Genomic DNA, 25,253 nt, shown 5'->3' with positions numbered 1-25,253 from the left:
TGGGGCCCGCCCTTCCGCGGTGGTGAGGTCAGCGGTCCGGCGGCGTCCAGCGGTCGTGGTGGATCGCCTCGGCCAGCGGGCGCTTCTGCCGCCAGCCGTGTCGGACCAGGTCGGGCACGGCCTCGAAGTGGGTGACCGGCCCGAGGCAGAGCCACGCCACCGGCCGTACGCCGTCGGGGATGCCGAGCAGCTCGGCCAGCCAGGGCTCCCGGTAGAACGACACCCATCCGACGCCGAGCCCCTCGGCGGTGGCGGCCAGCCAGAGGTTCTGGATGGCGAGGCAGGCCGAGTAGAGCCCGGTGTCGACGATGGCGTGCCGCCCGAGCACGGCGGGGCCACCGCGGGCCGGGTCGTAGGTGACCACCACGGACAGGGTGGACTCCAGCACCCCGTCGATCTTGATGCGGGCGAACCGCTCGACCGCCTCCCCGGCCAGGGTGGCGGCGAAGGTGTCCCGCTCGGTCTGGACGTGCTCGTGGAACCGGCGCCGCAGCTCGGGGTCGCGGACGAGGACGAAGTCCCAGGGCTGGGAGTAGCCGACGCTCGGCGCGGCGTGCGCCGCAGTCAGGACGCGGTGCAGCGTCTCGTCGGGCACCGGCGCCCCGGTGAACTGGCCGCGGACGTCCCGGCGGCGATGGATGACGTCGTAGAGATCCAAGGCAGGCTCCCGCTGCGCTCGGCCCACGCTCCGGGCGTGGGCACCTGACCGCGAGGCCGGTCTTCGGACTCCCGGATCGACGCCTGGCCGTCCGCCTTCCCGGCCCGGGCGGGCCAGTGGCTGCGCTCTCGCGCGTGGACGGTGGCTCCCCGGTCACCGCGGCGGGCCCGTGCCGGATTCGCACCGGCTTCCCGATTCTCCCCGCTCGCGCGGGGCACCTCACATGATCGTGCCGCCCGGCATGCTAGCGCCGCGGGCCAGCACCACCGCGAGGACCGCCCAGACGACGGCGCCACCCGGACCCGCCGCCCCGCCGCCGCCCGCCCGGACCTGCCAGGCGCCGGCCCTCCGCCCGGACCCGCCGCCCGCCGGCCGGACCCGCCGGACCCGACGGCCGGGCGTGGAAATCCGGTCGCGGGCCGCGCCGTCCGCGACCACTGTGGTCCGGGTGTACGCACTCGCCTCCCGCCCGCTGCCGGCCGGCCACCCGGCGGCCCGACTGACCGTCGCCCTCGGCCGGCCCCGGGCCGTGCCACCACCGCTGCTGATGCTGCTGGGCATGCTCTCCACCCAGGTCGGCGCGGCCGTCGCCAAGCAGCTCTTCGGCAGCACCAGCGCCGGCGGTACGACCACGCTGCGGCTCGGCTTCGCCGCGCTGATCCTGCTGCTCGTGGCCCGGCCCGGGCTGCGGCTGGGCTGGCGCGCCGCCGGCCTGGTCGGGGCGTTCGGGCTCACCCTGGCGCTGATGAACCTCGCCTTCTACGCGGCGCTGCACCGGGTGCCGCTCGGCGTGGCGGTCACCATCGGTTTCGCGGGGCCGCTGCTGGTGTCGCTCGCCGGCAGCCGCCGGCCCGCCGACGTGGCGTGGGCGGTCCTGGCGGGCGGCGGGGTGCTGCTGATCAGCGGGCTCGGCGGGACCGGGGTGGACCGGGTGGGGCTGCTGCTGTGCGTCGCCATCGCGGTCGGCTGGGCCGGGTACGTACTGCTCGGCAAGGCGGTCAGCGCCCGCGTGCCGGGCAGCCGGGGCCTCGCGCTGGGAATGGCCGTCGCCGCGCTCGCCGTACTGCCGTTCGGGGTCGCCGGCAGCGGCACGGCGCTGCTCGACCCGTGGACCCTCGCGCTGGGCGTCGTGGTGGCACTGCTGTCGTCGGTGCTGCCGTACTCGGCCGAACTGGCCGCGCTGCGCCGGATGCCGGCCCGGGTCTTCGCGATCCTGCTCAGCCTGGAGCCGGCGATCGGCGCGCTGGTCGGGCTGGTCCTGCTGGGCGAGCTGTTGGCCTGGCCGCAGGCGGCCGGGGTGGCGTGCGTGGTCGGCGCCGCGCTGGGCGCGACCCTGGTCCGTCCCCGCGCCGCGAAGGAGCGCTGACGCCCCCTGGCGCCGCCGGCACCACCGGGGCATGCTGTGCCGATGGGCGTACGCGTCGAGCACGACGGGCCGGTGACCACGGTGATCCTGGACCGCCCGGCGGCCCGCAACGCGGTCGACGGGCCGACGGCCCGGGCCCTGGCCGACGCGTTCCGCGCCTTCGAGGCCGACCCCGACGCGGCGGTGGCTGTGCTCTGGGGCGCCGGCGGCACGTTCTGCGCGGGGGCCGACCTGAAGGCGATCGGCACCCCGAGCGGCAACCGGGTCGAGCCGGAGGGGGACGGCCCGATGGGCCCGACCCGGATGACGCTCGGCAAGCCGGTGATCGCCGCGATCTCCGGTCACGCCGTGGCCGGCGGGTTGGAGCTGGCGCTCTGGTGCGACCTGCGGGTCGCCGAGTCCGACGCGGTCCTCGGGGTGTTCTGCCGGCGCTGGGGGGGTGCCGTTGATCGACGGGGGGACGGTACGGCTGCCCCGGCTGATCGGCGAGAGCCGGGCGATGGACCTGATCCTCACCGGCCGGCCGGTGCCGGCCGAGGAGGCGTACGCGATGGGGCTGGTGAACCGGCTGGTAGCCCCGGGTGAGGCGCGGGCGGCGGCCGAGCGGCTGGCGGCCGAGATCGCCCGGCACCCGCAGACCTGCCTGCGCAACGACCGAGCCGCCGTGCTGGCCGGCGCCGGCCAGCCGGAGCCGGCGGCGCTGGCGACCGAGCTGGCGTACGGGATGGACTCGCTCGCCGCCGACGCGGCGGCCGGGGCGGCCCGGTTCGCCGCCGGCGCCGGGCGGCACGGCGCGACCGTCTAGCGCAGGTGCCGCAACGCCTCCTCGATGGCCCGGTGGAACGTCGGGTAGGCGTAGATCATGTGCCGGAGCCGGGCCAGCGGCACGGCCGCGTGCACCGCCACCACCAGCCCGGAGAGCACCTCGCCGCCGGCCGGCCCGACCGACGTCGCGCCGATCAGCACGCCCTGGTCGGCGTCGGCGACCAGCTTGACGAAGCCCTCGTTGCCGCTCCGGTGGATCCAGCCGCGCGCCGACGACGGCAGCTCGGCGAGGCCGACCTGCACGTTGATCCCGCGCTCGCGGGCCTGCCGTTCGGTGAGGCCGACCGCGCCGATCTCGGGGTCGGTGAAGGTGACCCGGGGCAGCGCGCGGTAGTCGGCGCGCGGCACCGCGCCGGCGGAGGCGCCCGACCCGGTGGTGCCGGACGCGCTGACCGCGCCGGCCGCGCCGCCCGTCATGCGGGCGGTGCCGCTGGCATCCGGCCCGCCGTCGACCCGCCGGGCGCAATCGAGCACGTCGGCGACGACGATCCCCGCCTGGTACATGGCGACGTGGGTGAACGCGCCCTCCCCGGTGACGTCGCCGACCGCCCACATCCCGTCGGTGACGCGCAGCCGGTCGTCGACGGCCAGGTACCGCTGGCCGGCGTCCACCCCGACGGTGTCCAGGCCCAACTCGTCGAGGTGTGCCCGGCGGCCGGTCACCACCAGCAGCCGCTGCCCGGTGAACTCCGCCCCATCGGCCCCGTGCAGCGTGAAGCCCCGCCCGTCGTGGCGGACCCGCTCCGCCCGTACGCCGGTGTGGATCTCCACCCCGTCGGCGCGCAGCGCGGCGGCGGCCACCTCGGACGCCTCCGGCTCCTCGACCGCGAGCACCCGGTCCGCCGCCTCGACCACGGTGACCCGGACCCCGAACCGGGCGAACACCTGGGCCAGTTCCAGGCCGATCGCGCCGCCGCCCAGCACCAGCAGCGACTCGGGCAACTCCTCGACCTCGATCGCCTGGCGGTTGGTCCAGTACGGCGTGTCGGCCAGCCCGTCGACCGGCGGCACGGACGGCTTGGTGCCGGTGCCGAGCACGATCCCGTGCCGGGCCTGGAAGACCCGCTCGCCGACCCGGACCCGGCCGGGGCCGTCGAGGCGGGCGCTGCCCCGGACGAACCGGCCGCCCTTGCCGGTGAAGCGTTCCACGGCGACCGTGTCGTCCCAGGTGTCGGTGGCCTCCTCGCGGATCCGCTTCGCCACGGGCGCCCAGTCGGGCCGGACCTGGGCGGTGCCGGCGAGCCCGTCGACCCGGCGCGCCTCGGCGATCGCGTTGGCCGCCCTGATCATCATCTTGCTCGGGATGCACCCCCAGTACGGGCACTCCCCGCCGACCAGGTCCCGCTCGACGCCGACGACGGTCAGCCCGGCCTCGGCGAGCCGCCCGGCCACCTCCTCGCCGCCGACCCCGAGCCCGACCACGACCACGTCCACCAGTTCCGGCTCCGCCATCCCGCCAGCATTCCGCACCGCCCGGTCTCCGACCACCCGGCCGGCGCGATATTCGCTGCCCGGGTGGTCGTCGGCCGCCTACGGTGGCCGGATGCGCGCCCGCTTCACCCCCGTCCACGACTGCTTCGCCGACCTGCTCGCCACCGGCCGGGAGACCGGGGCCGGCCTGGCGATCTGGTACGACGGGGAGCCGGTCGTCGACATCGTCGGCGGGGAACGGTCGCCGGGGCGGCCGTGGCGGCCGGAGACGCTGGTGAACGTCTACTCGGTCGGCAAGCCCGTCGCCGCGCTCTGCCTGCTGATGCTGGTCGACCGGGGCCGGCTCGGCCTGGACGACCCGGTCGCCGCGCACTGGCCCGGCTTCCGCACCCCGGCCACCGTCCGGCAGGTGCTCACGCACACCGCCGGACTGCCGACCTTTCCGGTGCCCCGGCCGGCCGCCGCGATCGCCGACTGGGGCCTGCTCTGCGCCGACCTCGCCGCCGCCGGGCCGGAGTGGCCGCCGGGGTCCGTCGCGGGCGAGCACGCCTGGACGTACGGGCATCTGGTGGGCGAGTTGGTGCGGCGGGTCGACGGACGGTCGGTGGGCCGCTTCCTGGCCGAGGAGATCGCGGGGCCGTGGCGGCTGGACCTCGGCTTCGGCCTCGGCGAGGCGGACCAGCGGCGCTGCGCCGAGCTGCGGTACGGCGACCCGGGTCGGCCGGACCGGGTGGCCGGTGCGCCGGGCTCGCTCTGGGCGCGGGCGCTGGACAACCCGCCCGGCGGGCGGGACCTGGCGATGGTGAACAGCCCGCTCTGGCGGGGCGCGGAGGTGCCGGCGGTCAACCTGCACTCGACGGCGGGCGCCCTGGCCCGGCTCTACGCGGGCCTGCTCGCCGGCGGCGTCCTCGACGGCGCACGCCTGTTCAGCCCGGAGCTGGTGGGCGAGGCGACGCGGGTCCAGTACGACGGCGACGACCTGCTGCTGGGCCGGCGCACCCGGTGGACGTTGGGCATGCAGCGGGAGGAGGACGGGAGCTGGGGCATGGGCGGGATCGGCGGCAGCTCCGCCTGGGCCGACCCCACGCGCGGCTACGCCTTCGCCTACGCCACGTCCCACCTGGCCGACCACGACCGGGTCGACGCCCTGGTGGACGCCCTGCACTCCTGCCTCTGACCCGCTCCCGGGGGCGGCGCAGCCGTCACGGGGCGGACACGGGGACCGGGGTGGGCGCCCGGGCGGGCCCGGGGATCACCACGGGCGTGCCGGTCGGGGTGAGCAGCGCGCGGGCGGCCACCGCCAGCCGGCGACGGCGCGGCACCAGCGCCCGGCCGGCGAAGACGTCGTAGTCCTGCGCGGCCACCTCATCGAGGATGCCGCCGTAGAGCGCGTACGCGGTGCGCATGCACGCCTGCGAGGCGGGCGCGAGCAGCGTGATCCCGGGTGCCGCGGCGGCGTAGTGCGCCTGGGCGCGGCCCACCTCGTACGCGATCAGCTCCCGGATCCGGGGCGTGGCGCGCCCCCGGGCGCGGGCCTCGGTCAGCTCCTCGCGGGTGACGCCGAACAGGGCGAGGTCGTCGTCGGGCAGGTACGTCCGCCCGCGCTCCAGATCCTCGCCGATGTCCCGGATGAAGTTGGTGAGCTGGAAGGCGAAGCCGAGCTGGCGCGCCGGCTCGCGGGCCGCGGCCGGGTCGGAGCTGCCCAGGATCGGCAGCATCATCGTGCCGATGACGGCCGCCGAGCCCTCCATGTAGTCGAGCAGGTGGTCGTAGGTGCGGTACGAGGTGACCGTCAGGTCCATCGCCATGCTCTTGAGGAACGACGCGAAGTCGTCCCGGTCGAGATCGAAGACGGCGATGGTGTGCAGCACGGCCGGGAGCAGCGGGTCGTCGACCGGCTGGCCGTGCAGCCCGGCGACGAAGCGGCCGGCCCAGTCGTCGAGCCGCGCCGCGCGCTCGGCCGGGGACAACTCCTCGGTCCGGTCGACGATCTCGTCGGCGTGGCGGGTGAACCCGTAGAGGGCGTGCACGTGCCGCCGTTTCCAGGCGGGCAGCAGCCGGGTCGCGAGATAGTAGGTGCGGCCGTGGCGTCTGTGCACCGCACGGCAACGGTCATAGGCAGCGGTGAGATCGGTGTCCACCGGCCCTCCTCAAGTATCGACGCACCAATCGACGCAAGACGTAACCCTAGGGTACGCTCGGCCGCATGGCCAACGACGCAGTTGCCGGTAACGCCCTCCGCGTCACGCCGGCAGGCCCGGGCGACGGGGACGACCTCGTCGGCGCGGTCCTGGCCGCGTACACGAGGGATCTGGTCACGGCGGTGGACCGCACCCTGGCCGACTTCCTGGCCGCCGAGGTCGCCTCGCTGGCCGAGATCGACGCGGCGATGGGCCGTTTCGCCGCGACGGCGCGCGACAGCGTGCTGGCCGGCGGCAAGCGGGTCCGGCCGACGTTCGCCTACTGGGGCTGGCGTGGCACGGGGAGCGCGGAGGCGCTGCCGGCCGTGCTGCCGGCGTTCGCCGCCCTGGAGTTGCTGCACGCCTTCGCCCTCGTGCACGACGACGTGATGGACGCCTCCGCCACTCGACGCGGCCGGCCGACCGTGCAGGTGGCGCAGGCCGCCCGGCACGCCGCCGCCGGACACCGGGGCGACCCGCGTCGGTTCGGCGAGGCGGTCGCGGTGCTGGTCGGCGACCTCTGCATGGTGTGGGCCGACCGGCTCCTCGCGCACGCCGCCCTGCCGCCGGCCCGGCTGCTCCACGTCCGCCGCTGCTACGACCAGATGCGGGTGGAGACGATCGCCGGGCAGTACCTCGACGTGCTCGGCGAGAGCGACGCGGCGAACTGGTCGGTCGACCGCGCGCTGCGGGTCACCCGCTACAAGACCGCGAGCTACACGGTGCAGCGGCCACTGCTCTTCGGCGCCTGCCTGGCCGGCCTCGACACCGACGCCCCGCTGATCGCCGCGTACACCCGCTACGGGCTCGCGGTCGGCGAGGCGTTCCAGCTCTGCGACGACCTGCTCGGCGTCTACGGCGACCCGTCGGCCACCGGCAAGCCGGCCGGCGACGACCTGCGCACCGGCAAGCCGACCGCGCTGCTCATGCTCGCCCGGCAGCTCGCCACGCCGGCCCAACGGCGCGCGCTGGACCGGGTCGGCGACGGGGTGACGGACGGGGAGATCGCCCGGCTCGCCGGCGTGGTCGCCGACACCGGCGCGGTGGACCGGGTCGAGCGCATGATCTCCGACCGGGTCGCCGAGGCGCTCGCCGCGCTCGACGCCGCGTCGATCGACGAGACGGCGCGCACCGCGCTGACCGGTCTCGCCACCGCCGCCACCAACCGGCGGGCATGATGGGCAGCTTCGCACAGGGAGGTGGTCGCGTGCGCACCGTGCACGGGCGTACGGACCGGGTGGTGGTGGTCGGCGCCGGCCTGGGTGGGCTGGCCTGCGCGCTGCACCTGGCGGGCAGCGGCCGACAGGTGACCGTGCTGGAGCGCGAGCCGGTGCCGGGCGGCCGGGCCGGCCGGCTCGGCGTCGACGGCTACGAGTTCGACACCGGCCCCACCGTGCTCACCATGCCGGACCTGATCGCCGAGGCGCTCGGCGCGGTGGGCGAGGAACTGGACGACTGGCTCGACCTGACCCCGCTCGACCCGGCCTACCGGGCCTACTACCCCGACGGGTCGACGCTGGACGTCATCACCGACACCACCCGGATGGCCGCCGAGATCGCCCGGGTCTGCGGCCCCCGCGAGGCCGACGGCTACCTGCGCTTCGTCGACTACGCCCGCAAGCTCTGGCAGTGGGAGCGCGCCGACTTCATCGAGCGCAACCTGGACGCGCCCACCGACCTGCTCACCGGCAACCTCGTGCGGCTGCTGGCGGGCGGCGCCTTCCGCCGGCTCCAGACGAAGATCAACCAGTTCTTCCGCGACCCGCGCACCCAGCGGATCTTCTCCTTCCAGGCGATGTACGCCGGCCTCGCCCCGCACGACGCCCTGGCCATCTACGCGGTCATCGCGTACCTCGACTCGGTGGCCGGGGTCTACTTCCCGCGCGGCGGCATCCACGCGGTCTCCCGGGGCATGGCCGGCGCCGCCGAGAAACACGGCGTGCAGATCCGGTACGACACCACGGTGACCCGGGTGGAGACCGCGAACGGCCGGGCCACCGGCGTGCTGACCGCCGACGGGGAGCTGATCCCGGCCGACGTGGTGGTGCTCAACCCCGACCTGCCGGTCGCCTACCGCGACCTGCTGCCGCCGACCCGCCCCCGCAGGCTCACCTACTCGCCGTCCTGCGTGGTCCTACACGTGGGATCCCGGCAGGGATATGGGAGGATCGCCCACCACAACATCCACTTCGGACGGTCCTGGAAGGGCACCTTCGATGAGGTCATCCGGCGCGGCGAGCTGATGAGCGACCCGTCCCTGCTGGTGACCAACCCGAGCCGGACGGACCCGTCGGTCGCGCCCGCCGGCCGGCACACCTACTACGTGCTCGCGCCGGTGCCCAACCTCCACCGGGCGCCGTTCGACTGGCGGGGCGACCTCACCGACCGCTACGCCGACCAGCTCGTCGGGACCCTGGAGGAGCGCGGCTACGTCGGCTTCGGCGCGGGCGTCGAGGTGCTGCGGGCCATCACCCCCGCCGAGTGGGCCGAGCAGGGGATGGCCGCCGGCACCCCGTTCGCCGCCGCGCACACCTTCTTCCAGACCGGCCCGTTCCGCCCGTCGAACCTGCACCGGACACTGCCGAACGTGGTCTTCGTCGGCTCGGGCACCCAGCCCGGCGTCGGCGTGCCGATGGTGCTCATCTCCGGCAAGCTCGCCGCCGGCCGCATCACCGGGGAATCCTGATGACCCTCGCCCGCACACCCGAAAGGCACCTGCCGTGACCACCCGCGAGAAGCACCTCGTCGAGCTCGTCGACGACGCCGGGCGCGCACGGGGCGAGACCACCGTGTCCGCCGCGCACCAGCCCCCGGGCCAGCTGCACCGCGCCTTCTCGGTGCTGCTCGTCGACCCCGAGGGCCGGGTGCTGCTCCAGCGCCGGGCCGGGGTGAAGACCCGCTTCCCGCTGCGCTGGGCCAACTCGTGCTGCGGCCACCCCGCGCCCGGCGAGTCGCTGGTCGAGGCGGCCAACCGCCGGCTGCGCGAGGAGCTCGGCGCCGACCCGGTCGAGCTGACCGAGGCCGGGGTGTACGTCTACTACGCCGAGGACCCGGCCACCGGCCGGGTCGAGTTCGAGTACGACCACGTCCTGCGGGGCGGGTTCCGACCGGGCACGCCGCTGCTGCCCGACCCCGACGAGGTGGCCGAGCTGCGCTGGGTCGACCCCGTCGAGCTGGCCGCCGACCTCGACGCCGATCCCCGCGCGTACGCGCCCTGGTTGGGCGGGGTGGTGAACCGGCTGCTGCGGCCGACCGTCGGCGCGCCGAACGCGGCCACGAACCCCTCCGCGCTGCCGGCGGACGACGCGTCGGAGCGGTCGGGTGGCCGATGAGGCGCTGAGCGCGGGGGCGGTGGCCAGGCAGCTGGGGGTCGCCGTCACCACCCTGCGCACCTGGCACCAGCGCTACGGGCTCGGCCCGAGCGAGCACGTACCGGGACACCACCGGCGCTACACGCCGGCCGACCTCGCGCGCCTGGAGATCATGCGGCGGCTCACCGCCCAGGGGGTCACCCCCGCCGAGGCGGCGCGCTGGGCCCGTCGGACGCCGGAGGCCGCACCCGCCGCCGACGCCGGGGCCCGCCCGCCCGCGCGTACCCCCGGCGCGCGGGACGGCGGCGGCCCGACGATCCCGGTCGGCCGGGCCGGGCCGGCCGCCCGGGGGCTGGCCCGTGCCGCCATGCGGCTGGACTCGGTGGCGATCAGCGAGGCGATCGCGCACGCCGTCGAGGCGGACGGGGTGGTCGCCACCTGGGACGGGCTGCTGCGTCCGGTGCTCGTCGGCATCGGGGAGCGGCACGCCGCCACCGCCGGCCTGATCGAGGTCGAGCACCTGGTGTCCCGGTGCGTGTCGGAGGCGTTCGCGGCGGTCGCCCGGGCCGGCGCGCCCACCGGGCCGCCGCGCGTCCTGCTCTCCTGCGCCGACGAGGAGCAGCACAGCCTGCCGCTGGAGGCGCTCGCCGCCGCGCTCGCCGAGGCCGGGGTGGGCTACCGCATGCTCGGTGCCCGGGTGCCGGTGGCGGCGCTGGTCGAGGCGGTCAACCGGACCGGGCCGGCCGCCGTGGTCGTCTGGTCGCACGCCCCGGCCACCGCCGACCCCGCCCAGCTCACCGCCCTGCTCGCCGCGCCCCGCCGGCCGCTGCTGGTGCTCGCCGCCGGGCCCGGCTGGCCGGCGGACTCGCTGCCCGCCGGGGTGGTGCGGCCGCTCGACCTCACCGAGGCGGTCTCGCTCGCGCTGGCCGTACGCGACTCGCTGGACCAGTCCACCACCGGCTGACCGGGGTGCCGGGACGAAAAGCCGTCCACTAGCGTCGGGGGTCCGCCGACCCCGACCCCCCTTCGGGAGCGAACAATGCGCCCACGCGCCGTACTGGCATCCGGTCTGGCCCTTGCCCTCCTCCTCGGCGGCTGCGGCGACACCTCCGCGTCCCCGCCACAGGCGGCCGGCCCCAGCCCCGTCGCCTCGGCGCCGCTACCGCCGGCGCCGACCTCGACGGCCAGCCCGCGCCCGACCCGCAGCACCCCGCCGCCCAACCGCCCGGTCCGGCCGCTGCCCAGCAAACTGCCGCCGGGCCTACAGCGCAGCACGGGCGTACGGGCTGTGGCGTTGACCTTCGACGACGGGCCCGACCCGGTCTGGACGCCGAAGATCCTCGACCGCCTCCGCGCGGCGCGGGTCACCGCCACGTTCTGCGTGGTGGGCACCCAGGCCCGCCGCCACCCCGATCTGGTACGGCGGATCGTGCGGGAGGGGCACCAGCTCTGCAACCACAGTTGGCGCCACGACCTGGACCTCGCCCGGCGACCGGTCGCCGAGATCCGCAGCGACCTGGCCCGCACCAACGCGGCGATCCGGGCCGCGGTGCCCGGCGCCAAGGTGCCGTTCTACCGGCAGCCGGGCGGCCGGTGGACGCCCGAGGTGGTGTCGGTCGCCAAGCAGCTGGGCATGCGGTCGCTGCACTGGAACGTCGACCCGCAGGACTGGGGCAAGCCCACCACCGCGACGATCATCAAGCGGGTACGCGCCGCGGCCCGGCCCGGGTCGGTCGTGCTGCTGCACGACGGGGGCGGCGATCGGGCCGCGACACTGGCCGCCTGCCCGCACCTGATCACCGACCTGAAGCGCCGCTTCGGCATCGCCCGGCTCCGCTAGACCGCCTCTGAACTGCGGTTTTGTGGATCGTTGTGGCCAGGGCCATACCGGTTTGGTCGAGCGGCCGACCATCACGTAAGCTATCCAAGCCTCCGGCGGGGCCGGATGGGAGCAAGTCCGCTTGAAGTTGCGAGTGTGCAATGATGGCGGGGCCGCCCTCATCGTCTAGCGGCCCAGGACGCCGCCCTTTCAAGGCGGTAGCACGGGTTCGAATCCCGTTGGGGGCACGGTCCGGCTTCGGCCGGAGGCAACAAAGCTAGGTCCTGTGGAGCAGTTGGAGTGCTCGCCGCCCTGTCAAGGCGGAGGTCGCGGGTTCAAGTCCCGTCAGGACCGCCAGCGCTGACGCCGCGCCCACCACGCGCGGCGTTCTGCGTATCGGAGCGTGTGACCCTCCCGGCGGACAGCCCGCCGTGCGGGTAGCATGAACCGAGCAACACGGCCAGGTAGCTCAGTTGGTACGAGCGTCCGACTGAAAATCGGAAGGTCGGCGGTTCGACCCCGCCCCTGGCCACATAGCCTTTCGCCGGGCTACTGAAGCGCCGACCAGCGGAAACGCCGGTCGGCGCTTCTGCGTGCAGGGTCTTTCTGCCGCATCGATCGGCGCTACCCGTGGCTGGCGGTTCTTCGCCGGTGATCACCGAGGGAGCTGGGCCACTGTCGGCCCCGTGCGAGGAGCGGCTGAGACTCAGTACGGGTAGCGGGCCGGGGCCGGGACGCCGCGCCGGCGCCGCAGCTCGACCGCCCGGTTCTCCTTGCGGATGATGGCCACGGCGTACCAGGTGAACGCAGCGCGCCCAACCCGTCCGAGGGACGTCAAGGTCGTAGGCCCGCCCGACCCGCTGCGGGCGATCACCCGCATGATCGTCCCTGCCCGGCAGGCGACGTCAGGGCTTCTGTTGGCGGTGTTGCGCCATCCCGCCCTGGATCGCCTCCCAGACGCTCCGCCCGGCATGGCGCAGTGTCTCCCCCGCCTGCTCGGCGAGCTGGGCCGCGCTCGGCGGCGTCCCGGCGCCGCCGGGAGTCTCCTGCTGCCGGCCCGCTCCGCCCTCGGGCCGGCCGCCCGACGGCTCCCGCCGCCCGGCACCACCATCCCCGGCCCCGCCAGGCGCCTCACCACCCGGCCGCCGCACACCCTGCTCCGGCCCGCCCTGTTCCGGCGCCCCCTGTCCGCGATCCGGTTGCTCGGGACCGCCCCGCTCCCGGCGGGCCTGCTCGGCACCGCCACGCTCGCGCTCCGCCTGCTCCCGGGCGCGTTGCGCCTGCCCCTGTTCCCCACCGCCGCCCGATCCGCTGGCGAGGCCGCCGCCCGGCGCCGCCTCGCCCGCGCCAGGTTCCCCGCCCTGCCCGGGGGCAGCCGCCTCCCGCAGGGACCGGTCGGCGACCGCGCCGATCGCACCGACCTGCTGACCGAGCTCGTCGGTCGCGCCGCCGGGCCGCACCGCCGAGGTGACCTGCCCGCCCACCTCGGCCACCTGCTGCGTCGCCCGGTTCACGTCGTCGACCGGGGCGGTCGCCGTACGCGACAGGGCGTCGACGACCTGCGGGTTGCGGTCGATGGTGCTCAGCGCCCGGTCGAGGATGTCGGCCAGCTTCTCCAGGCGCACCTTGAGCTGCGCCTCGGCGTGCACCCCGGTCATGTCCAGCTCGACGCCCTGCAGGTGCACCCGGACGCCGACGTCGAGCTGGAGGAGGTTGGCCAAGCGCGCCCGCAGGGACAGGTCGGCGTCCAGCCCGTCCACGGCGAGCCGGATCGAGTCGACCGACACCTTCGGTACGTCGAGCAGGACGTCCGGCTCCGTCGCCCCCTCCTGCCGTGGCGATGGCCCGGCGCCCCGGTTCGGCTCCCGCTGCTGCGCGTTCTCGCTCATGCTCCCCGCTCCGCATCCTCCGGCCCGGTCCGGCCGGGACCGTCCGGCGCGCTTACCCGCTATCCGGTCGACCATCCCGTCCCGTCCCGCCTCCGTCCCGCCCCGCGAAGGCGCGGCCGGCCGGCCGCCGTACGGGCGTACGAAAAGGGTGTCCGGAACCGGGCAGCGCGCGAAGCTGCACACCCGGGCATCAGCCGGTATTGTCCGGGCCTATGGGACAGGAGATGGCTGACCCGGCCGGGATCCGGCAGGAGTACGACCAGTTCTCGTTGCGCAGTGTTCTCCTGGTCCCCGCCCCACCGGATCAGGCGTTCGCGGTGTTCAGCGACGCCCTGGCGGCGTGGTGGGTGATGGAGTACACGTGGTCCGGCCCGGAGCACCTGGCCGAGCTGGGCATGGAGCCTCGCGCCGGCGGGATGCTCTACGAGATCGGCCCGTACGGCTTCCGCTGCGACTGGGGGCGCGTGCTGACCTGGGATCCGCCCCGACGGCTGGTCTTCACCTGGCAGATCGGCGCCGACCGGGCGCCGGTGCCGGATCCCGCGCAGGCTAGCGAGGTGGAGGTCCTCTTCCACCCGGACGGGCCGGAGCGGACCCGGGTGGAGGTCGAGCACCGGCACTTCGACCGGCACGGCGAGGCCGCGGAGGGCTACCGGCAGGCGCTGACCGCCGGCTGGCACGAGCTGCTCTCCCGCTACGCGGCCACGGTGGCCCACGGCGCCGGCTGACCGGCCCACGCCACCCGCCGCCTCCACCCAGCCGGCCACGGGCACCCTCGCCGTGGCCCGAGCCGTCAGTTGCCGATGCCCGGGCGGGTGCCGGGAACGGTGGCGACTCCCCGGCCCCCGAGGTCGGCGCGGCGTCCCGCCTCCGCGCCGGAGCCGAACCCGCTGCCGGCCAGCCTGCGCGGCGCGGCGGTGCGCAGGCGCGGGTACACCTCGGCGACGCGGTGCCGCACCCGATCCGACCGGTCGGCCAGCACCAGCGCGACCGACGACCCGCCCGAGTCGGCGACCGCGTGGGCCTCGGCCGCCCTCAGCCGCACGCCGATCACCTGGGCGAAGCCGGCCAGCCAGGAGCGCCGGAAGGCGGCGGGATGCTCACCGGGCGGCACCTCGGCCGCGGCCAGCCCGTGCGCGGCCTGCACGAGCAGCGACGTGAAGAGCAGGTCGACGCGTTCCAGGTCGCTGGCGAAGCCGAACAGGTGCATGGCGAAGCCGCTGCCCTGCCGGCGGCGGACACAGCGGCAGCGCAGCGGGTCGGCGACCGCGGCGAGCAGGCCGGCCTTGTCCCGGGCGTACGGCGCGACGAGCTCGACCACCCGGTCGCCCACCGGGTCGGTGGCCGGGTCCCGGGCGGCCAGCAGCGCCCGGTCCACGCCGTAGCGGGCGATCAGCTCGGTGGCCTTGGCGGTGAAGGCGGCCGACTCGGCGGGGGTGCAGGCCGGGTCCTCGGCCTGGGCCAGCAGCTTGCGCACCTTGCTGAGCATGGCCTCGGACATGCCCCCAGCCTGTCACGCGGGGCGGTCGGGCTCGGGACGGGCGGCGGTCGCCGGTCAGCCGGCCCGGCTGCGCAGGGTGGCCACCGTCGAGCCGGCCAGGGTGAGCAGGCAGTCCGGCAGCAACCCGTCGGCCGCCGCCGCCCCGAACAGCGCCTCGCCGGTGTCGGCGTCGGCGTTGGCGTACGCGCTGACGAAGCGGGCCACCCAGCGCGTGTCGTAGTCCGCCTCGTCGATCCCGGGAAAGTCCAGCGCGCACGTGCCCCGCGGCACCTGCTCGCCGACCATGGTCGCGGCGAGGCACCAGGCCACCCCGTACGCGCCGGCCAGGCCGGACCGGTCGACGACCGCGTCGAACGCCCCCACCACCGCGTCGCCGTCCCCGGCCAGCGCCGAGCGGAGCACGGCGGTCGCGTCGTCGAGCGTCTGCTGTGGTGATTCCGTCACGCACCGCACGGTAGGGCAGCGGGTCAAGCGATCGGCGCTGGTGACTCTCCGTGTGCATGGCCAACGACCTGCGGATTGAGTCGCCTCCGTGGTCACGCCGCACATGTCGGCACGCTAATGTGCGCAGCGGACCTTCGCCCGGAGGAAGGACGACCATGCTCAAGTCACGCGCCTCGCGGGCAGCCACCCTGGCCGCCTGCGCGACGTTCCTGCTCGCCACCAGCGCCTGCGGGACCGAGGGGCCCGACGAGGCGACCACCCACCAGGTGCGCCTCTACGGCTCCGACGGCAACATGCTCAACTCGTACCCCGCTGAGCTGAAGGACCGCGCCAGCCTCGTCGACGGCATGAAGGGCACCAAGCCGATGACGCCGCTGCCGGAGAGCTTCAAGAACCGGCTACGGTCCGTCGACCCGCAGCTGAACGACTTCCTCTACACGGCCGAGACGTACGACGCGGTGGTGATCAGTGCGATCGCCGCCCAGCTCGCCGGCAGCACGGACCCGGCCGCCGTCGCCAAGCAGATCGTCGGGGTCACCAACGGCGGGCAGCGTTGCGAGGACGTGGCGTCCTGCCTGACGCTGGCCCGCGCCGGCAAGGACGTGGAGTACCGAGGCGTCTCGATAACCCGGGCCGGGTTCACCGAGGCCGGCGAGCCGGCCACCGCCAGCTACGCGACCGTGCACTTCGACGGCCAGCAGCTCAACGACGGCAAGACGGAGTTCGTCGGCGCCGGGGACGAGTCGGCGGCGAGCACCGAGGCCCCGCCGAAGGGGAAGAAGCAGCGCGGTGGCCGCACCGACCGCAGCGACGGGTCCCCGCTGGTCGTGGGCGGCCTGCTGCCGATGACCGGTGACCTGTCCCTGGCGTACCCGCCGATGGCCGCCGCGGCCGCCCTGGCGATCAAGGAGATCAACGCGGGCGGCGGGGTGCTCGGCGAGCCGGTGGTCTGGATCGACGGCGACGACGGCACCAACCCGAAGGTGGCCAAGGCCACCGTGGCGAGGCACGTGGAGCAGAACGTGCACGTCATCATCGGCGCCGGCGCCTCCGGGATCTCCCGCGAGGTCCTGCCCGACGTGGTGCGGGCCGGAAAGGTCCTGTTCTCCTCCTCGAACACCGACGCCGGGCTGACCAAGCTGGACGACAACGGCCTCTACTTCCGCACCGCCCCGCCGGACAGCCTCCAGGGACGGGCGCTGGCCGACGTGATCCTCCGGGACGGGCCGCAGAAGGTCGCGATCGTGGCCCGCAAGGACTCCTACGGCGAGGGCCTCCAGGCCACCGTCAAGGCCGAGCTGGAGCGCACCGGCGTCGACGGCGACCGGGTCAAGCTGCTGGCCTACGAGCCGCCGGCCGACGCCAAGGCCAACCCCGTGGACTTCACGGCCGGGGCGAAGGAGATCAAGGAATTCGGCGCGGACGCCGTGCTGATCATCGGGTTCGCGGAGTCGGCGCAGGTGATCCGCGCGCTCGCGGACGCTGGCGTGGAGATCCGGCACTGAGCCGCTGACCCGTCGCACGTGGACGGCCGCACCGGATCACCGGCGCGGCCGTCGTCGTCATGCCGCCGACGCCGCGACGCGGGTGCCGACACCGTCGTCGCGGGTGCCGACTTCGCCACGCGGGCGCCCCAGGTCAGCGGGGCCGTCGCCGCTCCAGGAAGTCGGTCATCCGCCGGCGCTTCTCCTCGTCCTCGAAGAGCACCGCCTGGCTGACCAGGTCGAGGTGCGGGTGCGCGGCGGCCGGCGCGTCGACCGCCAGCTTGGTCAGCCGCAGCGCCAGCGCGGATCCCTTGGCCATCTCGTCCAGCAGCCCGTGCGCGGTGGGCAGCAGCTCGTCGGGCTCGGCCACCACCCGGTTGACCAGGCCGATCCGCAGCGCCTCCTCGGCGTCCACCCGGCGGCCGGTGAAGAGCAGTTCCTTGGCCCGGGCCTCCCCGACCAGTGCCGGCAGCCGGTGGGTCGCGCCCGCGCCGGCCAGGATGCCCAACCGCACCTCCGGCTGCCCGAACACCGCCCGCTCGGTGCAGACCCGCAGGTCGCAGGCGTACGCCAGCTCGGCGCCGCCGCCCAGCGCCGGCCCGTCCACCGCCGCCACGGTCGGCATCGGCAGCGCCCTGATCCGGGCGAAGGCGGCGGAGTTGATCGCCGCGAGCGCGTCCAGCCGGCCCCGCTCGCGCAGTTGCCCGATGTCCGCGCCGCCGGCGAAGATGCCCTCGGTCCCGCCCGTGAGCAGCAGCAGGCGGGGGCGCGCCTCCAGCTCCGCGCAGACCTGGTGCAGCTCGGCGATCAGGTCGGCGTCGATGGCGTTGCGCTTCTCCGGCCGGTCGAGCGTGACCACCAGCCGGTCCGGCCGCTCCTCGACCCGCAGCCCGCTCACGACTTCACCCCGCCTTCCCAGCGGTAGAAGCCCTGACCGGACTTCTTGCCCAGCCTGCCGGCGGCCACCATCTCCGCCAGCAGCGGCGGCGGCGCGAACCGGTCCCCGTACGCGGCCTGGAGGGTGCGCGCGATGTCCAGCCGCACGTCCAGCCCGACCAGGTCGGTCAGCTCCAGCGGGCCGATCGGGTGCCGGTAGCCGAGCACCATCGCCTTGTCGATGTCGGCCGGGCTGGCCACCCCGTCGGCGACCATCCGGATCGCCTCCAGGCCGAGGGTGACCCCGAGCCGGGAGGTGGCGAAGCCGGGCATGTCGCGTACGACGACGGGGTCCTTGCCCAGCCGGCCGGCGAGCGCGACGGCTGCGGCGGTGGTCTCGTCGGCGGTCGCCGGACCGACCACGACCTCCAGCAGCGCCATCGCCCAGACCGGGTTGAAGAAGTGCAGCCCGAGGAAGCGCTCGGGCCGTGCCAACCCGTCGGCCAGTTCGGCTATCGAGATGCTGGACGTGTTGCTGCCCAGCAGCGCCGGGCGCAGCGCCTCGGCCTCGCGCAGCACCGCCCGCTTGAGGTCCGGCCGCTCCGGTACGGCCTCCACCACCACGGCCGGCTCCTGCGCGACGTCGGCGAGCGCGGCCCGCAGCGTCACCCGCCCCCGGTTCGTCGCGGCCTGGTCGGCGGTCAGCCTGCCGCGCCCCACCGCCCTGTCCCACAGCTCACCGAGCCGGTCCACGGCCGCGGCGCCCCGGGCCCGGTCCACCTCGACCAGCTCGACGGCGTGCCCGGCCCCGGCCGCCACGTACGCGATGCCGAGCCCCATCGTGCCGGCCCCGACGACGACAAAGCGGTCGCTCATGACGCCTCCCTGCCTCCGGCGGCGACCCGGGGTTGACCCGCGCTCCGCCACCCGCTCCACTCGCTCATGGGCCGACCCTATGCAGCGACGCTCGCCCCGACATGCGTGGGGGCGGCGCGGATCGGGTACGACGGCCGTCAACCGAGGGAAGGACGAACCGAGATGAGCCAGGCACCGGAGACCGTGGACAGTGCGGACGCGGCGGAGACGGTGGAGACCCGCGGGGACGAGCGGATCGACCTGCTGCGCGCGGACACCAACAACGACGGCCGCACCGACGTCTGGGTGGCCGACACCGACGGGGACGGCAGGCCCGACCTGTTCCAGTTCGACACCGACCACGACGGCAAGGTGGACGTCACGATGGTCGACCTCGACGAGGACGGCACCCCGGACGAGGTGGTCGACGGCGACGGCGGCCTCCCGCCCGAGCAGCTCCCCCCGACCGTTCAGGTCTGAGGCGTACGCCGGTCGTCCGGGGTGCCGCCGCGCGGCGGGCCCCGGGCGTCAGCCGGACAGGCGCAGGGTGGCCAGGTAGTACGGGGCGTCGTGGTCGTCCACGTCGGTCAGTCGCCAGGCGGTGCCCCGGACCAGCTCGGCGAGTTCGTCGGGCGAGCAGACCAGGTAGTCGAACCACTCGGTGCCCAGTTCCCGGTAGCGCAGGCGGAGCCGGAGCTGCCCGCCGAGCCGGCCCCGGCGCCGGTTGCGCTCGTGGTAGCCCGTGTGCAGCGGGTCCCGGGTGCCGTACGGGTCGGTGCCCTGCGCGATGACCCGCGCGCCCGGCCGGGCCAGCGCGGCGAGCGCCGCCAGCAGGGCCGGGGCCCGCTCCCGCCCCTCCAGCAGCCCGACGTTGTTGCCGAGCAGCAGGAACGTGTCGTAGCGCCGGCCGTCGGCGACGTGCGAGTCGACCGTCCCGTGCACCAGCTCGCGTACGCCCCGGCGGCGGCAGACGGCCAGCGCGCCGGCCGAGGTGTCCAGCCCGGTGACCGGCACGTCCCGTTCCTGGAGCAGCAGCGCGATCCGACCCGCCCCGACCCCGACGTCCAGGGTGGCGCCCTCGACCCGGTCCACCGCCCGGTGGTCGTACGGCTGCCAGTCGGCCGGGCCGTCCAGGTAGTGCGCGGCGGGCGCGCCGTTGATCAGCCCGTCGTCCCGCTCGATGATCTCGATGACCGGCCGTGGCAGCCGCCCGCCGGCCAGCGGCCGGGGGCCGATGCCGGTGGCGACGGCGAACGCGTCGCGCAGCATCTCGCCGAAGACGTCACCGATCCGTGGTTCCACCGTCACGGCTTCACGCTATCCGGCCGGTCAGTCAGCCGCGGCGGCCGTATCCTGACGGGGTGGCCACACTGGACCGCCTCGCCGCGGAGAAATACATCCTGCTGACGACGTTCCGCAAGGACGGGCGGGCGGTGCCGACGCCGGTCTGGGCGGTCCGCGACGGCGACGCGCTGGCGGTGTGGTCGGCGGCGGATTCCGGCAAGGTGAAGCGGATCCGGCGCAGCGGGGACGTCACGGTCGCGCCGTGCGACGTCCGGGGCCGCCCGCACGGCGAGGCGGTGCCCGCCCACGCGACGCTCTGCGGCCCGGCCGACACCCGACGGATCCGCGACCTGATCAAGCGGAAGTACCGGATGATCGGGCGGCTCAGCCTGCTCGGCAGCCGGTTGCGCCGGGGCGAGGGCGGCACGGTCGGCATCCGGGTATCGCTCGCCGGCCGGCCGTCGGGCGGCGACTGACCCGCGCGCCGCCCCGCCGTCGCCGTGCGGCGGTGGGTGCGCCGGTGCGGCCGGCGTGCGCAACCGGTCCGGCCGCGCGGGCGCCGACCGGCCGGGCCCCGACACGACGAGGGGCGGCGGACCGTGTCCGCCGCCCCTCGTGCACACCTGTTTGACTTCCGGCCGTCAGTCCCCCTGGCGCTGCTGGGGGATCTGCCCCTGCAGCAGGGCCCTGACCTCCGACTCGCGGTACCGACGGTGGCCCCCCAGGGTGCGGATGGCGCTTAGCTTGCCAGCCTTGGCCCACCGGGTCACCGTCTTCGGGTCGACACGGAACATCGACGCCACCTCGGCCGGCGTGAGTAGCGGCTCTGGTTCGTGCGTTCGCGATGCCATCGGTCACTCCTCCACATGTATAGACATCGGCCGGGGTCCCGCCGGCCGACGCGTCTCCCATGGTCCGGCTAGTCCCCGATGTCCGACATGGGCCGAACGGCCGAACGTCCCTAGACGGACGGATGAACCATGCCCGATTTATGCGACTTTTACACGGCAGAAAGTACCTTATTCGGACTCATGATCACGGTTCGTGATGCGTCAACTACGATGACGCCTCGCCTTCGCGGCCCCGCTTGGGTGGATTGTCGTCAGTTGCACCGTTCCAACAGTTGCACCGCACGCCACCGCGCGACCAGCTTGTCGTACGCCGCCGAGGCCTCCTCGGCCTCGCCCCGGGACAGCCCGGCGAGCCCGCTCGCCACCAGCTCGGGCGAGTCGTCGGCGGCCAGCGTCTCGTCGGAGAGCAGGTCGACCAGGCCGCCGTAGTCCAGCTCCACCATCGAGCGGGGGTGGAACTCCTCCAGCCAGCGGGCGGCCTCCTCGACCGCCTCCGTGATCGGCGCGTCGCCGACAGACTTGCGCAGCACCGACAGTGCCCGCGACGACCGGCGCCGCGCCTTCGAGATCTCCGTCCGGAAGCGCAGCGCCCGCCGGCCCGGACGGGTCACGTGGTGCCGCTCCTCCGGGTCGAAGAGCACGAACCAGCGCAGCGGCACACCCCACGTCGCGATCTGCTCGTGCAGCCGGGGCACGCCGTGCTCCAGCACGCGGGCCCCACTGCGCCAGTCCTCCACCACCGCCTTGGCCTGCCCGGCGAGCACCGGCGGCACGAACGCGTCGGCCAGCACCGGCGGCACGCCGTCGCGCGCGCTCAGCGCCGCCTCGGCCACCCGGATGCGCAGGTTCCACGGGCAGACCAGCAGCGTGTCGTCGGCCTCCAGCACGTACGCCTCGTCCGGCAGGTCGGGCAGCCGCGTCCAGCCCGCGCCGAGCGCCTCGATCACGGACGTCCGTTGCCGGCCGGGCCCCTCCACGGGGGCCACCGCCCGCCCCTGCTCGACGTAGCGGCGCCAGTACGTCTGGCGGTCCCGGTCGAAAGCGGTCAGGGGCTCGTACACGCGCAGGTAAGAAGCGAAGAGCGACGGCACGGCGCGATCCTCCCACGAATCGGAACCCGACCGTCGTCGGCGCCGCGATCACGCGCGCCGTGGGCGGTCGGACGGCGTCGGCCGATACTAGGCTCAGCGGCACCGGCAGCATCCCGCCGGCGTCCACAGGTCCACGTCCCACAAGGACGCACCCCACACCAGGAGCTACTCATGGGCGTATTCGCCAGCAACGACGACCCGGGATCCACCGGTCACGAACAGGTCGTGTTCTGCCAGGACAAGCAGTCCGGCCTGAAGGCGATCATCGGGATCTACTCCACCGCGCTCGGCCCCGCGCTCGGCGGCACCCGGTTCTACCCGTACGCGAACGAGGAGGCCGCCCTCGCCGACGTGCTCGACCTGTCCCGGGGCATGGCGTACAAGAACGCCCTGGCCGGGCTCGACCTCGGCGGCGGCAAGGCGGTCATCTGGGGTGACCCCGAGCGGGTCAAGAGCGAGGCGCTGCTGCGCGCGTACGGCCGCTTCGTGGAGTCCCTCGCCGGGCGTTACTACACCGCCTGCGACGTCGGCACCTACGTCGCCGACATGGACGTGATCGCCCGGGAGACGTCATACGTCACCGGCCGCAGCGTCGAGCACGGCGGCGCCGGCGACTCCTCGATCCTCACCGCCTGGGGCGTGTTCCAGGGCATGCGGGCCGCCGCCGAGCACGTCTGGGGCTCACCGACCCTGGCCGGCAGGCGGGTCGGCGTGGCCGGCCTGGGCAAGGTCGGCAAGTACCTGGTCGGCCACCTGCTCGACGACGGCGCCGAGGTGGTGGCGACCGACGTCAACCCGAAGGCCCTGGAGTGGGCGCGCAACACCCACCCGCAGGTCGCGCTCGTCGACGACGCCGCCGCGCTGGTCGCCGCCGACATCGACGTGTACGCCCCGTGCGCGCTCGGCGGCGCGCTCAACGACGACACGGTGCCGGCGCTGCGCGCCAAGGTGGTCACCGGCGCGGCGAACAACCAGCTCGCCCACTCGGGCATCGAGAAGCTGCTGGCCGACCGCGGCATCCTCTACGCCCCGGACTACGTGGTGAACGCCGGCGGCGTGATCCAGGTGGCCGACGAGATCGAGGGCTTCAACTTCGAGCGGGCCAAGCTGCGCGCGACCCGGATCTACGACACCACCCGGGAGATCCTCCAGCTCGCCGACGCCGAGGGCGTGCCCCCGGCGGTGGCGGCGGACCGGCTCGCGGAGCGGCGGATGGCCGACGTCGGCCGGCTGCGCACGATCCACCTGCGATGAGCGTCACGGAGGCGGAGCCGGCCCGGTTCCGCCTCCGGCGCCGCCGCGCCGAAGCGCGCCGTTAAGCTGATTTCGTCGGACTTTGTCCGGTGTCACGGGCGCTCCCGGCACCGCTCCTTACCCGGTACAATCGGTGACGGCTGGATGACCGCGACGCGCGGCACCGGTCGACGGTAACCCGAGGTGCCGAACGATGGCATCCCCATGTACCGTAAGAGCCACGAGAGATGCCTGACGTCATCGGGGCCCGCCTTCGGGCTGCCCCGCATTCTGTGCGAGGGGGTCGAGCCATGGGGCGCGGCCGTGCTAAGGCCAAGCAGACGAAGGTGGCGCGGGAGTTGAAGTACCACTCCCCGAACACCGACCTCACCGCCTTGCAGCGCGAGTTGGCGGGTGCTGGTAAGTCTGAGCACAACTTCGACGACGACTACAAAGAGTATGTCGACGACGATGATGAGGATCACGCGGACGAAGACCCGGATCCCTGGGTACGTCCGACCCGCTGACCTCCGGTCGCAGCTGAGCACGCGGTAATCCCCCGCGTGCTCACGCATGTGCCCATCAGAAGCGGCGCCAACACCGACGATCAGGGACCATGCCGTCCCGGAGGCGACTCCGGCTGCCCGGCAGGTCCCTGATCCCGGTGTGGCGGCCTCAGCGGGGCCGGTTGTTCCAGTTGTAGAACGTCGGGATGTTCTCGAAGTGGTTCCAGGCGCAGACGGCGCTCGCGCCGTCGCCGCCCGCCACCTCCGCCCGCAGTCGCCGCGCGGCCTCGGCCTCGTGGAGCAGAGCGGTGAGTCCCGGCGCGGCTTCCCGCACCCGATCGGCGACCTGGCCCGTGGCGGCGTCCACCCCACGCTCAGGCTGCCGGTGACTGGTGGTCTCGGGCATGCTCCAACACTCCCTCCAGTAGGTGGATCTTGCTGTTGCGGCAGTGTGCGGTCTCCGTACCGTCGAAACGCCCCAGCTCGAAGTAGCGGTTGGCGGCGTGGCCGCCGCCGCAGAAACCGAAGTATGGGCAGGACGTACGGCACGCCTCGACACCGGCGAGGAACTCACCGACCCAGGGCGTCCGGCCCGCGTGGGCGAGGATGTCGGCCAGCGGCGTGGTCAGCACGTTGCCGCTGCTGAAGTCGCCGTACCGGACGTCGGTGAAGCCGGCCAGCTCGGGCGAGAGCACCGTCACCGAGCCGTCGTGGCCGACGGTCGGGATCGGGTCCAGCCGCCGGGGCAGCACGTCGTCGGCGGTGCCGTCCAGCACGGCGGCGGCGTACCGCAACGACCACTCGACCTCGCGCAGGTGGATCCGGGGCTCCCGCCGCCAGGCCGCCACCAGTTCCGCCCAGAACGCGGTCACCGCCCGGGCGTCGTGGGAGTTGTCGCGGAGGTTGACCCCCTCGGTCTCCTCGATGTTGACGCCGAGCACGTCACACCCCAGGCCGAGGAAGTAGTCGTACAGCTCGGTGGCGAGGCCCGGCTCCGGGCGGCCCACCACCGCCAGCGCCGAGAACGGCAGCCCGTGCCGGCGCAGCGCCGCCACCCCGCGCACGATCCGGTCGTACGCCGGCCCGCCGGCCCGGGTGACCCGGTCGCCGTTGCGCTCCCGCGGGCCGTCCACGCTCACGCTCACCCGCACCCGGTGCTCGGTGAAGAACGCGCACCACGCGTCGTCGATCAGCGTGGCGTTGGTCTGCACGTGGTGCTCGACCTCGGGCCCGAAGGGCGCGATCAGCGCGGCGAGATGCTCCCGGCCGGCGGCGAGCGGCTCCCCGCCGTGCCACACCACCGAGAAGCGGCCCGCCGCCGCCCACGGGTTGACCGACGCGGCCACCGCCTCGGCCACCGGCACCGGCATCCGCCGGTCGACCGCCCGGAACGGCAGGTAGCAGTAGGCGCAGTCCAGGTTGCACAGGGTGGTCGGCTGCATCACGACGTACGAGGGGACAGCGGCCAGGCCGCGCATCCCGCTGAACGACTGTCCCCGAGCAGCCATTGCCCTCCTCCGCGCCTGAGGGGCCGTCGGGGCCCCGGTGAGGGGGTGACCCGACAGCGTTGAGGGTGCCCCTCAGGCTAGGCGGCGACGGCCACTCGGGTGAAGCCCTGATCAGGTGCCCGTACGGTCACCGGAGCGTGA

At 74.7% G+C, this 25,253-nt stretch carries 27 protein-coding genes, 3 tRNA genes, 1 pseudogene and 1 riboswitch; of the genes and pseudogenes, 17 read left to right on the top strand and 14 right to left on the bottom strand.

The window, feature by feature from the left end:
- Positions 1 to 28 precede the first annotated feature (28 nt).
- On the bottom strand, positions 29 to 658 hold the full coding sequence (gene bluB / locus AB0G14_RS04330) for a 5,6-dimethylbenzimidazole synthase (protein WP_357693581.1): 630 nt from the start codon (positions 656 to 658) through the stop codon (positions 29 to 31).
- 36 nt (positions 659 to 694) lie between these two features.
- A riboswitch (cobalamin riboswitch) is annotated at positions 695 to 895 on the bottom strand.
- 211 nt (positions 896 to 1,106) lie between these two features.
- Here bluB and AB0G14_RS04325 point away from each other — a divergent pair.
- Positions 1,107 to 2,024 carry an EamA family transporter gene (locus AB0G14_RS04325; protein WP_357693579.1) on the top strand — a complete coding sequence of 306 codons (918 nt, stop codon included), beginning with the start codon at positions 1,107 to 1,109 and terminating at the stop codon, positions 2,022 to 2,024.
- A 42-nt stretch (positions 2,025 to 2,066) separates the two neighbouring features.
- A pseudogene (locus tag AB0G14_RS04320) lies at positions 2,067 to 2,829 on the top strand (crotonase/enoyl-CoA hydratase family protein).
- On the opposite strand, the gene AB0G14_RS04315 reads toward AB0G14_RS04320, so the two are convergent.
- Positions 2,826 to 4,301 (bottom strand): FAD-dependent oxidoreductase, encoded by a 1,476-nt coding sequence (locus AB0G14_RS04315; protein WP_357693577.1) that lies wholly within the window; start codon positions 4,299 to 4,301, stop codon positions 2,826 to 2,828. The pseudogene AB0G14_RS04320 and the gene AB0G14_RS04315 sit on opposite strands and share 4 nt — an antisense overlap.
- Positions 4,302 to 4,392: 91 nt before the next feature.
- Between AB0G14_RS04315 and AB0G14_RS04310 the strand changes: the two genes are divergently transcribed.
- Positions 4,393 to 5,457, top strand: a complete 1,065-nt coding sequence (locus AB0G14_RS04310) for a serine hydrolase domain-containing protein (RefSeq protein WP_357693575.1) — start codon at positions 4,393 to 4,395, stop codon at positions 5,455 to 5,457.
- A gap of 25 nt (positions 5,458 to 5,482) precedes the next feature.
- On the opposite strand, the gene AB0G14_RS04305 is transcribed toward AB0G14_RS04310, so the two are convergent.
- A complete protein-coding gene (locus tag AB0G14_RS04305) occupies positions 5,483 to 6,421 on the bottom strand; it encodes a phytoene/squalene synthase family protein (RefSeq protein WP_357693573.1) in 939 nt (312 codons plus the stop codon).
- A 65-nt stretch (positions 6,422 to 6,486) separates the two neighbouring features.
- Here AB0G14_RS04305 and AB0G14_RS04300 point away from each other — a divergent pair, with 65 nt between their 5' ends.
- The 8 genes from AB0G14_RS04300 (at position 6,487) to AB0G14_RS04265 (ending at position 12,122) form a co-directional block, all read left to right on the top strand.
- The gene (locus AB0G14_RS04300; RefSeq protein ID WP_357693571.1) at positions 6,487 to 7,638 is read left to right on the top strand and encodes a polyprenyl synthetase family protein; all 1,152 of its coding nucleotides are present in this window, start codon (positions 6,487 to 6,489) and stop codon (positions 7,636 to 7,638) included.
- Complete coding sequence (gene crtI / locus AB0G14_RS04295) at positions 7,638 to 9,146, top strand: phytoene desaturase family protein (protein ID WP_357693647.1); 1,509 nt, start codon at positions 7,638 to 7,640, stop codon at positions 9,144 to 9,146. Before AB0G14_RS04300 ends, crtI begins: the two co-directional genes overlap by 1 nt.
- 34 nt (positions 9,147 to 9,180) lie before the next feature.
- The gene (gene idi / locus AB0G14_RS04290) at positions 9,181 to 9,792 is read left to right on the top strand and encodes an isopentenyl-diphosphate Delta-isomerase (protein WP_357693569.1); all 612 of its coding nucleotides are present in this window, start codon (positions 9,181 to 9,183) and stop codon (positions 9,790 to 9,792) included.
- On the top strand, positions 9,782 to 10,735 hold the full coding sequence (locus AB0G14_RS04285; protein ID WP_357693567.1) for a MerR family transcriptional regulator: 954 nt from the start codon (positions 9,782 to 9,784) through the stop codon (positions 10,733 to 10,735). The genes idi and AB0G14_RS04285 overlap by 11 nt, the downstream gene beginning before the upstream one ends.
- Before the next feature lie 75 nt (positions 10,736 to 10,810).
- Positions 10,811 to 11,611 (top strand): polysaccharide deacetylase family protein, encoded by an 801-nt coding sequence (locus AB0G14_RS04280; protein WP_357693565.1) that lies wholly within the window; start codon positions 10,811 to 10,813, stop codon positions 11,609 to 11,611.
- 154 nt (positions 11,612 to 11,765) lie between these two features.
- Positions 11,766 to 11,838 (top strand) — tRNA-Glu (locus tag AB0G14_RS04275).
- Between the two features lie 32 nt (positions 11,839 to 11,870).
- Positions 11,871 to 11,947 (top strand) — tRNA-Asp (locus AB0G14_RS04270).
- A 101-nt stretch (positions 11,948 to 12,048) separates the two neighbouring features.
- Positions 12,049 to 12,122: transfer RNA gene (locus AB0G14_RS04265), tRNA-Phe, on the top strand.
- Positions 12,123 to 12,296: 174 nt separating this feature from the next.
- On the opposite strand, the gene AB0G14_RS04260 is transcribed toward AB0G14_RS04265, so the two are convergent.
- Complete coding sequence (locus AB0G14_RS04260) at positions 12,297 to 12,428, bottom strand: hypothetical protein (RefSeq protein ID WP_357693563.1); 132 nt, start codon at positions 12,426 to 12,428, stop codon at positions 12,297 to 12,299.
- A 67-nt stretch (positions 12,429 to 12,495) separates the two neighbouring features.
- Entirely contained in the window at positions 12,496 to 13,479 is a 984-nt protein-coding gene (locus AB0G14_RS04255) for a hypothetical protein (protein ID WP_357693561.1), read from the bottom strand.
- A 212-nt stretch (positions 13,480 to 13,691) separates the two neighbouring features.
- Here AB0G14_RS04255 and AB0G14_RS04250 point away from each other — a divergent pair, with 212 nt between their 5' ends.
- On the top strand, positions 13,692 to 14,207 hold the full coding sequence (locus AB0G14_RS04250) for an SRPBCC family protein (protein WP_357693559.1): 516 nt from the start codon (positions 13,692 to 13,694) through the stop codon (positions 14,205 to 14,207).
- Positions 14,208 to 14,272: 65 nt separating this feature from the next.
- On the opposite strand, the gene AB0G14_RS04245 is transcribed toward AB0G14_RS04250, so the two are convergent.
- Positions 14,273 to 14,980, bottom strand: coding sequence for a DUF2786 domain-containing protein (locus AB0G14_RS04245; RefSeq protein ID WP_357693557.1), 708 nt, complete (start codon positions 14,978 to 14,980; stop codon positions 14,273 to 14,275).
- 54 nt (positions 14,981 to 15,034) lie between these two features.
- Complete coding sequence (locus tag AB0G14_RS04240; protein WP_357693555.1) at positions 15,035 to 15,424, bottom strand: hypothetical protein; 390 nt, start codon at positions 15,422 to 15,424, stop codon at positions 15,035 to 15,037.
- A gap of 155 nt (positions 15,425 to 15,579) precedes the next feature.
- On the opposite strand from AB0G14_RS04240, the gene AB0G14_RS04235 reads away from it, so the two are divergent.
- Positions 15,580 to 16,929 carry an ABC transporter substrate-binding protein gene (locus tag AB0G14_RS04235; protein WP_357693554.1) on the top strand — a complete coding sequence of 450 codons (1,350 nt, stop codon included), beginning with the start codon at positions 15,580 to 15,582 and terminating at the stop codon, positions 16,927 to 16,929.
- 133 nt (positions 16,930 to 17,062) lie between these two features.
- Here the strand turns inward: AB0G14_RS04235 and AB0G14_RS04230 are convergent, their stop codons facing one another.
- The gene (locus AB0G14_RS04230) at positions 17,063 to 17,806 is read right to left on the bottom strand and encodes an enoyl-CoA hydratase/isomerase family protein (RefSeq protein ID WP_357693553.1); all 744 of its coding nucleotides are present in this window, start codon (positions 17,804 to 17,806) and stop codon (positions 17,063 to 17,065) included.
- On the bottom strand, positions 17,803 to 18,660 hold the full coding sequence (locus AB0G14_RS04225; protein WP_357693552.1) for a 3-hydroxyacyl-CoA dehydrogenase family protein: 858 nt from the start codon (positions 18,658 to 18,660) through the stop codon (positions 17,803 to 17,805). The genes AB0G14_RS04230 and AB0G14_RS04225 overlap by 4 nt, the downstream gene beginning before the upstream one ends.
- A 162-nt stretch (positions 18,661 to 18,822) precedes the next feature.
- Between AB0G14_RS04225 and AB0G14_RS04220 the strand changes: the two genes are divergently transcribed.
- Positions 18,823 to 19,119, top strand: a complete 297-nt coding sequence (locus tag AB0G14_RS04220) for a hypothetical protein (RefSeq protein WP_357693551.1) — start codon at positions 18,823 to 18,825, stop codon at positions 19,117 to 19,119.
- Between the two features lie 48 nt (positions 19,120 to 19,167).
- Here the strand turns inward: AB0G14_RS04220 and AB0G14_RS04215 are convergent, their stop codons facing one another.
- Positions 19,168 to 19,947, bottom strand: coding sequence for a class I SAM-dependent methyltransferase (locus AB0G14_RS04215; RefSeq protein WP_357693550.1), 780 nt, complete (start codon positions 19,945 to 19,947; stop codon positions 19,168 to 19,170).
- Between the two features lie 53 nt (positions 19,948 to 20,000).
- On the opposite strand from AB0G14_RS04215, the gene AB0G14_RS04210 reads away from it, so the two are divergent.
- Complete coding sequence (locus AB0G14_RS04210) at positions 20,001 to 20,399, top strand: PPOX class F420-dependent oxidoreductase (RefSeq protein ID WP_357693548.1); 399 nt, start codon at positions 20,001 to 20,003, stop codon at positions 20,397 to 20,399.
- A 165-nt stretch (positions 20,400 to 20,564) separates the two neighbouring features.
- Here the strand turns inward: AB0G14_RS04210 and AB0G14_RS04205 are convergent, their stop codons facing one another.
- Positions 20,565 to 20,774, bottom strand: coding sequence for a BldC family transcriptional regulator (locus tag AB0G14_RS04205; RefSeq protein WP_007073996.1), 210 nt, complete (start codon positions 20,772 to 20,774; stop codon positions 20,565 to 20,567).
- A gap of 251 nt (positions 20,775 to 21,025) precedes the next feature.
- Positions 21,026 to 21,865, bottom strand: a complete 840-nt coding sequence (locus AB0G14_RS04200) for a hypothetical protein (RefSeq protein WP_350702125.1) — start codon at positions 21,863 to 21,865, stop codon at positions 21,026 to 21,028.
- A 171-nt stretch (positions 21,866 to 22,036) separates the two neighbouring features.
- Here AB0G14_RS04200 and AB0G14_RS04195 point away from each other — a divergent pair, with 171 nt between their 5' ends.
- Both AB0G14_RS04195 and AB0G14_RS04190 read left to right on the top strand, forming a co-directional pair.
- The gene (locus tag AB0G14_RS04195) at positions 22,037 to 23,119 is read left to right on the top strand and encodes a Glu/Leu/Phe/Val dehydrogenase dimerization domain-containing protein (RefSeq protein WP_357693546.1); all 1,083 of its coding nucleotides are present in this window, start codon (positions 22,037 to 22,039) and stop codon (positions 23,117 to 23,119) included.
- 290 nt (positions 23,120 to 23,409) lie between these two features.
- On the top strand, positions 23,410 to 23,625 hold the full coding sequence (locus tag AB0G14_RS04190) for a DUF3073 domain-containing protein (RefSeq protein WP_091099829.1): 216 nt from the start codon (positions 23,410 to 23,412) through the stop codon (positions 23,623 to 23,625).
- 148 nt (positions 23,626 to 23,773) lie between these two features.
- Here the strand turns inward: AB0G14_RS04190 and amcA are convergent, their stop codons facing one another.
- A complete protein-coding gene (gene amcA / locus AB0G14_RS04185; protein WP_357693544.1) occupies positions 23,774 to 24,010 on the bottom strand; it encodes a multiple cyclophane-containing RiPP AmcA in 237 nt (78 codons plus the stop codon).
- Entirely contained in the window at positions 23,979 to 25,082 is a 1,104-nt protein-coding gene (gene amcB, locus AB0G14_RS04180; protein WP_357693645.1) for a cyclophane-forming radical SAM peptide maturase AmcB, read from the bottom strand. Before amcB ends, amcA begins: the two co-directional genes overlap by 32 nt.
- Positions 25,083 to 25,253: the final 171 nt, after the last annotated feature.

Origin of the sequence: Micromonospora sp. NPDC023814 (assembly GCF_040639595.1) — a bacterium.
Taxonomy (GTDB): domain Bacteria; phylum Actinomycetota; class Actinomycetes; order Mycobacteriales; family Micromonosporaceae; genus Micromonospora.
This window is presented reverse-complemented; position numbering and strand designations above follow the sequence as displayed.

Bases quoted from the DNA above. Each gene is read 5' to 3' on its own strand.
- AB0G14_RS04310 (WP_357693575.1), top strand. From the start codon at position 4,393: ATGCGCGCCCGCTTCACCCCCGTCCACGACTGCTTCGCCGACCTGCTC.
- AB0G14_RS04190 (WP_091099829.1), top strand. From the start codon at position 23,410: ATGGGGCGCGGCCGTGCTAAGGCCAAGCAGACGAAGGTGGCGCGGGAG.
- AB0G14_RS04235 (WP_357693554.1), top strand. From the start codon at position 15,580: ATGCTCAAGTCACGCGCCTCGCGGGCAGCCACCCTGGCCGCCTGCGCG.
- AB0G14_RS04255 (WP_357693561.1), bottom strand. From the start codon at position 13,479: ATGAGCGAGAACGCGCAGCAGCGGGAGCCGAACCGGGGCGCCGGGCCA.
- amcA (WP_357693544.1), bottom strand. From the start codon at position 24,010: ATGCCCGAGACCACCAGTCACCGGCAGCCTGAGCGTGGGGTGGACGCC.
- AB0G14_RS04220 (WP_357693551.1), top strand. From the start codon at position 18,823: ATGAGCCAGGCACCGGAGACCGTGGACAGTGCGGACGCGGCGGAGACG.
- AB0G14_RS04280 (WP_357693565.1), top strand. From the start codon at position 10,811: ATGCGCCCACGCGCCGTACTGGCATCCGGTCTGGCCCTTGCCCTCCTC.
- AB0G14_RS04225 (WP_357693552.1), bottom strand. From the start codon at position 18,660: ATGAGCGACCGCTTTGTCGTCGTCGGGGCCGGCACGATGGGGCTCGGC.
- AB0G14_RS04245 (WP_357693557.1), bottom strand. From the start codon at position 14,980: ATGTCCGAGGCCATGCTCAGCAAGGTGCGCAAGCTGCTGGCCCAGGCC.
- AB0G14_RS04195 (WP_357693546.1), top strand. From the start codon at position 22,037: ATGGGCGTATTCGCCAGCAACGACGACCCGGGATCCACCGGTCACGAA.
- AB0G14_RS04205 (WP_007073996.1), bottom strand. From the start codon at position 20,774: ATGGCATCGCGAACGCACGAACCAGAGCCGCTACTCACGCCGGCCGAG.
- amcB (WP_357693645.1), bottom strand. From the start codon at position 25,082: ATGCGCGGCCTGGCCGCTGTCCCCTCGTACGTCGTGATGCAGCCGACC.
- crtI (WP_357693647.1), top strand. From the start codon at position 7,638: ATGGGCAGCTTCGCACAGGGAGGTGGTCGCGTGCGCACCGTGCACGGG.
- AB0G14_RS04315 (WP_357693577.1), bottom strand. From the start codon at position 4,301: ATGGCGGAGCCGGAACTGGTGGACGTGGTCGTGGTCGGGCTCGGGGTC.
- AB0G14_RS04300 (WP_357693571.1), top strand. From the start codon at position 6,487: ATGGCCAACGACGCAGTTGCCGGTAACGCCCTCCGCGTCACGCCGGCA.
- AB0G14_RS04250 (WP_357693559.1), top strand. From the start codon at position 13,692: ATGGGACAGGAGATGGCTGACCCGGCCGGGATCCGGCAGGAGTACGAC.